We start from the raw sequence: 6829 nt of genomic DNA, 5'->3' as shown, positions 1-6829 counted from the left end.
TGTGCCCTTTGGGCAGCGACCACAGCATCCGCCCGCGCCGGTCGATGCGTCCGATCAACGCCGCGACCTGAGACTCGCGCGGACCGTCGAGACCGTCGATGACCAGGCCCCCGGCCGAGGTTTCGTGGACGGTCCGCAGCTGATCCGGTCCGCGGCGAGATGTCCGGGATCGGCGCGATTTCGTGGTTGTCGAGTCTCCGGTCGCTTGACTGTTGGTCTGCTTCTCGGACGAAGCCGCGCCGCCACGGCCTCGGCGCCGCCCCCGGCGCCGACGCGGTTTGCCTTGTTCGCCGTCCGACACCCAAGCGATAGTAGCTGGCACGGCATATTCTCCTGGAGATGCTCGCCGCGGGCTGAGCGCGCGAGGTCACGGCGGAACGCGTCTGGTCAGATCGGGCCGATCGCGTGGGCGACAGCCCACACCGCACCAAAGACAAGCAGCGAAAGGGGCCCCGACAGGCTGCCGATGAGCATGCCGCGCCCGATCTGCCCCATTGTTCCCTGAGCCTGCATCACCAGAGCTGCGATCGCCATGTAGACCAGAACGACCGGCAGTACGAAGACGATTGAATACGGCATGAAAAGCCATGTGGTGAACTCGACGACGAAAACGTGGAGTATCGCCACCACGAAAGCGACCGGGCCATAACGCGATTTCGAAACCGGGATCAGCGAATCGTCAGCCACGACAAGACCTTTCAGCGCAAGATCAAATAAGCGTAGACAATTCCGCCGATAAGCACGGTGGCGGACGATCCCGCAAGGCTAAGCGCAAGACCGCGATTGCGCGGCGACGGCGAGCTCAGGAACGCGACGCTGATTAGCAGCGCTGTCAAGGTCGTAACGCCGGTCGAAGCCAGCATCCATGCTCGCTCACCGGCGTACGCACTATGCGTTTCGAACGGCCACTTGCCCAGCAACCACATCGTGGTAAGCAGCAACCCCAAGACGATCTGCACGACGAATGGTGCCGACAATGTCGCCACGCGCCACGCGGCGGCGTCCAGGTCACGAACTCGAAGCAAAGACGGCATCTCTTGCTGCTCTCAGTATTTAGTGGTCATGCGGGAACCGCAGTTCCGGTGGGCAAGGGAGGCACCGACGGTGTGTCGGTAACCGGGCCAAAGTCAGTCGCAGGCAAAGGAGCCGGCACATCGTATTTTGTGTTCCAGCCACCTGTGTCGAACGGTGCGAACGACTTGCCGCCGAGGGGGCCGACGTCGTGATGGCCGGGCAGATTAAGGGCCGGCCCCCACGATCTGCCGGATTGGGCGGGGTCAATCAGCACTGTGCGGGTGCCGCCGTTTGGCAAGTCCTGATACACCTCCAAGGAGGGATAGTCGGTGCGCGTTCCGTTAACCTGCACACCTCCTGGTCCAGGCGTGAAAACCAGGTCACCGTTGACCGTCACTGTATGGTCCGCAAAGGGCCCGGTGGGATCTCCGGTGATTTTCGGGGCGAACGGGTTGCCCGCGTCGTATTTGATCCGAACGGATCCATCGGGAAGTTGCGTCACGTTGCCCTTGGGTATGCCGACCTTCACCCGACCGGGCCCGCCGGTGGTGTTCTCTTCGACCGAGGGGTTCTGCCTCAGGACGACGATGCCGTTTTCGTAGTCGATGTATGTGGTGACCTTCGTGTCTTCCGGGTCGAAGTTCGGATTGGGTCCCCGGTTGTTCCCAAGGTCTCGCTTCCACGGCGGAAAACTGGTCACGTCGCGTTGTTCAATCCATTGCGAGACGCGGACCACGCCCTGCCCGGGCACCGGCCGAATCTTGACCACTCGGATCTCCGATTTGGCGCCGCTGAACTTAGCGTCGTAAGTCTGCGGATCCAGAGCTGCCGCAGTCTCCCAATCGGCGGTCGACGTCGGTTCGCGGCCGAAGGCCCGCTTGAAGGCCTCAATCTGGTTGTGACGCCGTTCCTCATCACTGACGGTCTGCGGAGAATCTTCGGGGAGGTTGCCATCGAGCGCCTGGATTGGTGGCGCATATCCATCCTGCTTGTGCAGGTTGGCCAACAGAGTTTGCAGCTGCTGAGAGTAGTGGCCGCGGATTTGCCTGAGGTTTTTCAGCGAGGTCTTCGTGTCCTGGATCGCATGCTTCTCGAGTCCGTCGATGTAGTGGTCGACCACCTGCCTCTCCGCGGCCGTTAACAGGGGGTTGTTCTCCAGCCTGACCGCCTCGCCTATTTGGTCGTCGAGATCTTGCAGCGCTGTTTCGAGCGATGAAATCTCGCCCTTTCCGAACCGTTGGGCCTCGGCCAGTGCGGCCGCCACGTTCTCCAGGTCGGCACCGATTTCGGGCAACTGAGTTGCCTGCACCCCGAGTGAGTTCGTGGCCCGCTGCACCTCGGCCGAATCGTTGATCGGATTTTCGCCGTTCTCGCGTGTCCAGGCTTTGTCGAAGCGATCCCGCGCCAGGTTGAATGCGACTTCCGCTTCCCCTGTGGATCGCCCCGCGTCATGAAACGCTTGTGCGAGGTTCGAGATCTGGGCCGGCCGGCCGCTCTGCAATGTGTCATTGATCTTCCACGGGTTCCCCCCCGCGAACACGATCAGTGCGCCCTTGCTTATGTATCGGAGATGCACCGCATCATCCCGCCGCTCACCCTTCTTGTCGTCCGTAACGCTACTGACGGGCGCCGACCGGTCAATTCACCTTTGGTGACGTGCGAGGCTCCTCACACAGGCTTTTCGTCTGTCGCCGACTAGGCTGATCGAACGTGCCTGATGCCGCCCAGGATGCCGACCTGCTGACCGCCGCCGCGGTCGCCCTGAATCGGCATGCGCCCATGCTGGCCGAGCTCGGTTCCGCGTTTAGCGCGGCGGGCCACGAGCTCTACCTCGTCGGCGGTTCGGTACGGGATGCGTTGTTGGGCAGGTTGAGTCCCGACCTGGATTTCACCACCGACGCACGACCCGAGCAGGTGCAACAAATCCTGCGGGGGTGGGCCGACAACCTTTGGGATACCGGGATCGAGTTCGGCACCGTCGGCGTCGGCAAGGGCGAGCATCGCCTGGAGATCACCACCTTTCGCGCCGATACCTACGACCAGGTGTCCCGGAATCCCGAGGTGCGATTCGGCGACCGTCTTGAGGACGATCTGGTGCGCCGCGATTTCACGGCCAACGCGATGGCCGTGCGCATCACGTCAGAGGGCCCGGGCGAATTCCTGGATCCGCTAGGCGGTTTGGCGGCGCTGCGCACGCGGGTGCTGGACACCCCTGCCGCGCCGGAGGTGTCCTTCGGCGACGACCCGTTGCGGATGTTGCGCGCGGCGCGGTTCGTCTCGCAGCTGGGCTTCGGTGTTGCACCGCGCGTGCGAGAGGCCATCGAGCGGATGGCCCCTCAGCTGTCGCGGATCAGCGCCGAACGGGTGGCCACCGAACTGGACAAACTCGTGCTCGGCGACGACCCGACGGCCGGCATCGATCTGCTGGTGCAGACGGGCATGGGTGAGGTGGTGCTGCCCGAGGTCGGCGGCATGCGAATGGCCATCGATGAACATCACCAACACAAGGACGTCTACCAGCACTCACTGACCGTGCTGCGCCAGGCGATCGCTTTGGAGGACGACGGCCCGGACCTGGTGCTGCGTTGGGCGGCGCTGCTGCACGACATCGGTAAGCCCGCGACTCGGCGCCACGAAGCGAACGGCGGGGTGAGTTTTCATCACCACGAGGTCGTTGGCGCCAAGATGGTCCGAAAGCGGTTGCGGGCCTTGAAGTATTCCAAGCAGATGGTCGAGGACATCTCGCAGCTGGTGTATCTGCATCTGCGATTTCACGGCTACGGTGATGGGAAGTGGACCGATTCCGCCGTCCGCCGCTACGTCACCGATGCGGGTCCGTTGCTGCCCCGGCTGCACAAGCTGGTGCGAGCTGACTGCACCACCCGTAACAAGCGCCGCGCCGCGCGGCTGCAGGCCAGTTACGACCGGCTCGAGACGCGAATCGCCGAGCTGGCCGCCCAGGAGGATTTGGCGCGGGTGCGACCGGATCTGGACGGCAACCAGATCATGGAGCTGCTTGGCATCCCGGCCGGCCCCCAAGTCGGCGAGGCATGGCGGTTCTTGAAGGAGCTCCGGTTAGAGCGCGGACCGCTGGACAACGACGAGGCGACCGCGGAACTGTTGGCGTGGTGGCGGTCTCGGGGGAACGACTAACAGCATCCACGCGTCGGAATACGCATGGACTACTGCATGGCTGGTGATAACGGCGCTGCCGCCATTTGGCACGCGCAACCCGACCTCGACCTAAACGCCGACGGCCGCTACGAATCGATCGGGCTCGATTTCGACCACGACGGTTTGCGCGACGACGCACTCGCGGATCTCGACGGCGATGGCCTCGTGGATCATGTTGTGCGCGACCTCGATAACGACGGCACCCCCGAGGCGTACTTCACCGATGACGGCTCCGGGACCTGGGCTGTGGCCATGGACGGGGGCGGCGGCCAGCTGCGCTGGTTTGGCCTCGATGGGGTCGAGCACACCGGCGGTCCGCTGGTCGACTTCGACGGCCACGGGCACGCCGACGCCCGCCTCGTCGACACCGACGGCAACGGGCTCGCCGACCGTGTCCTGCGATCTGACGACAACGGCGTGACCGGATATGTCGACACCGATGGCGACGGCAAATGGAACGTCCGCCTAACCGACACCGACGGCGACGGTCTCGCCGACGGCGCGAGTTCGCTCTGACGACGGTTGGTGATGTGACACGCGTTTCGCCGGGGACGCGACGCGATGCAGCTTCGCCACCTAAGCATCCCGTTTCTCGTCGCCGAGGCTGGTGGTGATCCTTGGTCGATCGACGCCAGTCTGCAAGCCGGCCGCCCAGCCCAGATCGCGGCTCTAGCCAGAGCCTTCCGTGACGCCGGGGTAAGCACGGTGGAGGCCAGCCTCTCGTTCGAGGCCGCCCGGCGCCGCTTCGAGGGGTCGTGGAATCACCAGAATGGCGAGCATCCGATCAACGACGCCGACGAGGTACAGCGTGTTACCCGGTCGTTGGGTCTGCAGGCCGCCCAACTGCCGAAGATCTCAATCGATTTGGAGAATATCGCCGCCGCGCTGGCCGAGGCTCAACGAGCCTCCGCGTGGTACCTCGCCGCGCTGGAGTACGACCTTGAGGCCGTCGACGACGAGCTTTGCGATGCCCTCGCAGACGACGACCAATGCGCAGCTGACGATCTGCGCGGGGACGCGGTCACCGAAACGAAAGCGATAGTGCTGGTGCTCCGACAGATCCGCGATCGGTATTCGGCGATGCTTGCTCCCGCGCTAGGGAACCTACGCGGCGAGGGGGCCGACCCGGCAGAGATTCAAGGCGTCGACAAACTATCGATTCCGTGGCCGGGCAGCAGCTCAGCGGAAGTCAAACGATGGTGGGAGTCGTTGAGTGCCAACCAAAAGCGACTGCTCATAAACCAACGCCCGCGCGAGTTGGGCAACCTCAATGGCGTACCGGCCGACGTGCGCGACTCGGTGAACCAGGCGGCGATGAAAGACGATCTGCGTAGGGTCGAGGATGTCGCCCGTCAGCACGGGCTCGTCCCCTCGGCGCTTCGCGACGCCGCGCTCAACAACCGGAATGCGAATGTGTTCGCCAACCCCGGCGATTACGGACTGTGCGCTACAGACATCGCCCGATACCAGAACGCGGTGAAAACAAACGACTTTCTCGAGCGCGACAGAAGGTCAGACCTACCGGCGGGGCTCCCCATCATGCTGTGGGCTTACGACCCGCTGGCCTTCGACGGCAAGGGAAGGGCGGCCATCGCGATCGGCAACCCGGACAAGTCCCGCAACACGGCGGTCATCGTGCCCGGCACCAACAGCAGCGTGCGAGGCGGGTGGATGTCCGACGGGCCAGACGACGCCATCAACCTTTACGAGCAGTCGTTTAAGGCCGATCCTGGCCGCACCACCGCGGTGTTGGCCTGGATGGGTTATGACGCACCAGAATTCGATCATCCGCACTGGCAGCAGGCCCTCACCGACCCATCGATGTTGGAACAGGTCGGCACCCCGTGGCGAGCTCGACAAGCGGGCGCGCTCCTGGCCGCCGACGTCAATGGCCTTGCCGCCACACATGATTCGTCGAGCCCGGCACATGTCACCGTTCTCGGGCATTCCTACGGATCGACGACCGTGGCCGACGCGTTCGCCAACAGCGGTATGCGTGCCAACGACGCCGTGCTAACCGGTTGCCCAGGAACCGATTTAGCGCACAGCGCCACGGACTTCCATCTCGATGGCGGCAGGTTGTATGTGGGCGCCGCGTCGACCGATGCAATCAGCTGGATCGGCGACTCGGGTAACGGGCTCCCGAACAGCCTGAATGCCTCGCTGGACCAACCGCTGGGCCCGGTGGCCGGACTGGGCACCGATCCCGCTCATGCGGGCTACGGTGCGGCGCGATTTCACGCCGAGGTCGCCGGTTCGCACAGCGTCGTGCCATGGTTCACCGATCACTCGCACTATTACGACGTGGGCAGCGAATCGCTGCACAACATGACTGAGATTGTCATCGGGCACGGCGATCGCCTGGCCGGCGAAGGCATGCTGGCGTCCGACCGAGCTGCAGCGCGGATCGCTCTTCCTTTCCAATTGCACACCCGCTTGGGGACGGTCTCGCTGCCGCATCTCGGAATCCAGGTGCCCATCGCCGTCGATCCGGAATGGGATCGTCCCGCGCGGTCGGTCACCAACGGCCACGGGTTCTAGGGGTCCTCGTGCTGCCGGCCTCAGTGGCGACGGGGGTGAATTGACCGCTCTTAAGGCGACATTTAGCCTGATCAACAGGCTTACACGGCGCTAAGACCGT

The 6829-nt window shown here is 64.1% G+C and carries 6 protein-coding genes and 1 pseudogene; 3 read left to right on the top strand and 4 right to left on the bottom strand.

What is annotated here, in order from left to right; translation table 11 throughout:
• The 4 genes and pseudogenes from A5652_RS25775 to A5652_RS25760 form a co-directional block, all read right to left on the bottom strand.
• A pseudogene (locus A5652_RS25775) lies at positions 1 to 301 on the bottom strand (NUDIX hydrolase); the annotation flags it as partial.
• An 86-nt stretch (positions 302 to 387) separates the two neighbouring features.
• Positions 388 to 687 (bottom strand): hypothetical protein, encoded by a 300-nt coding sequence (locus A5652_RS25770; RefSeq protein ID WP_232001451.1) that lies wholly within the window; start codon positions 685 to 687, stop codon positions 388 to 390.
• A gap of 11 nt (positions 688 to 698) precedes the next feature.
• Positions 699 to 941: a hypothetical protein gene (locus A5652_RS25765; RefSeq protein ID WP_067358717.1), complete on the bottom strand. Its 243-nt coding sequence runs from the start codon at positions 939 to 941 to the stop codon at positions 699 to 701.
• A gap of 119 nt (positions 942 to 1060) precedes the next feature.
• Positions 1061 to 2590, bottom strand: coding sequence for a hypothetical protein (locus A5652_RS25760; RefSeq protein ID WP_067358710.1), 1530 nt, complete (start codon positions 2588 to 2590; stop codon positions 1061 to 1063).
• A gap of 134 nt (positions 2591 to 2724) precedes the next feature.
• Here A5652_RS25760 and A5652_RS25755 point away from each other — a divergent pair, with 134 nt between their 5' ends.
• Genes A5652_RS25755 through A5652_RS25745 form a run of 3 tightly spaced genes read left to right on the top strand, consistent with a single transcriptional unit; the run spans position 2725 to position 6729 of the window.
• Positions 2725 to 4167 (top strand): CCA tRNA nucleotidyltransferase, encoded by a 1443-nt coding sequence (locus A5652_RS25755; protein WP_067358708.1) that lies wholly within the window; start codon positions 2725 to 2727, stop codon positions 4165 to 4167.
• Between the two features lie 24 nt (positions 4168 to 4191).
• Positions 4192 to 4704 carry a pullulanase gene (locus A5652_RS25750; protein ID WP_067358705.1) on the top strand — a complete coding sequence of 171 codons (513 nt, stop codon included), beginning with the start codon at positions 4192 to 4194 and terminating at the stop codon, positions 4702 to 4704.
• Between the two features lie 45 nt (positions 4705 to 4749).
• Positions 4750 to 6729, top strand: a complete 1980-nt coding sequence (locus A5652_RS25745; protein WP_067358703.1) for an alpha/beta hydrolase — start codon at positions 4750 to 4752, stop codon at positions 6727 to 6729.
• Positions 6730 to 6829: the final 100 nt, after the last annotated feature.

Origin of the sequence: Mycobacterium sp. 1165178.9 (assembly GCF_001673555.1) — a bacterium.
In the GTDB taxonomy this organism is placed as follows: Bacteria; Actinomycetota; Actinomycetes; order Mycobacteriales; family Mycobacteriaceae; genus Mycobacterium.
The sequence above is the reverse complement of the archived record's forward strand: the minus strand, read 5'-3'. Positions and strand labels throughout refer to the sequence as shown.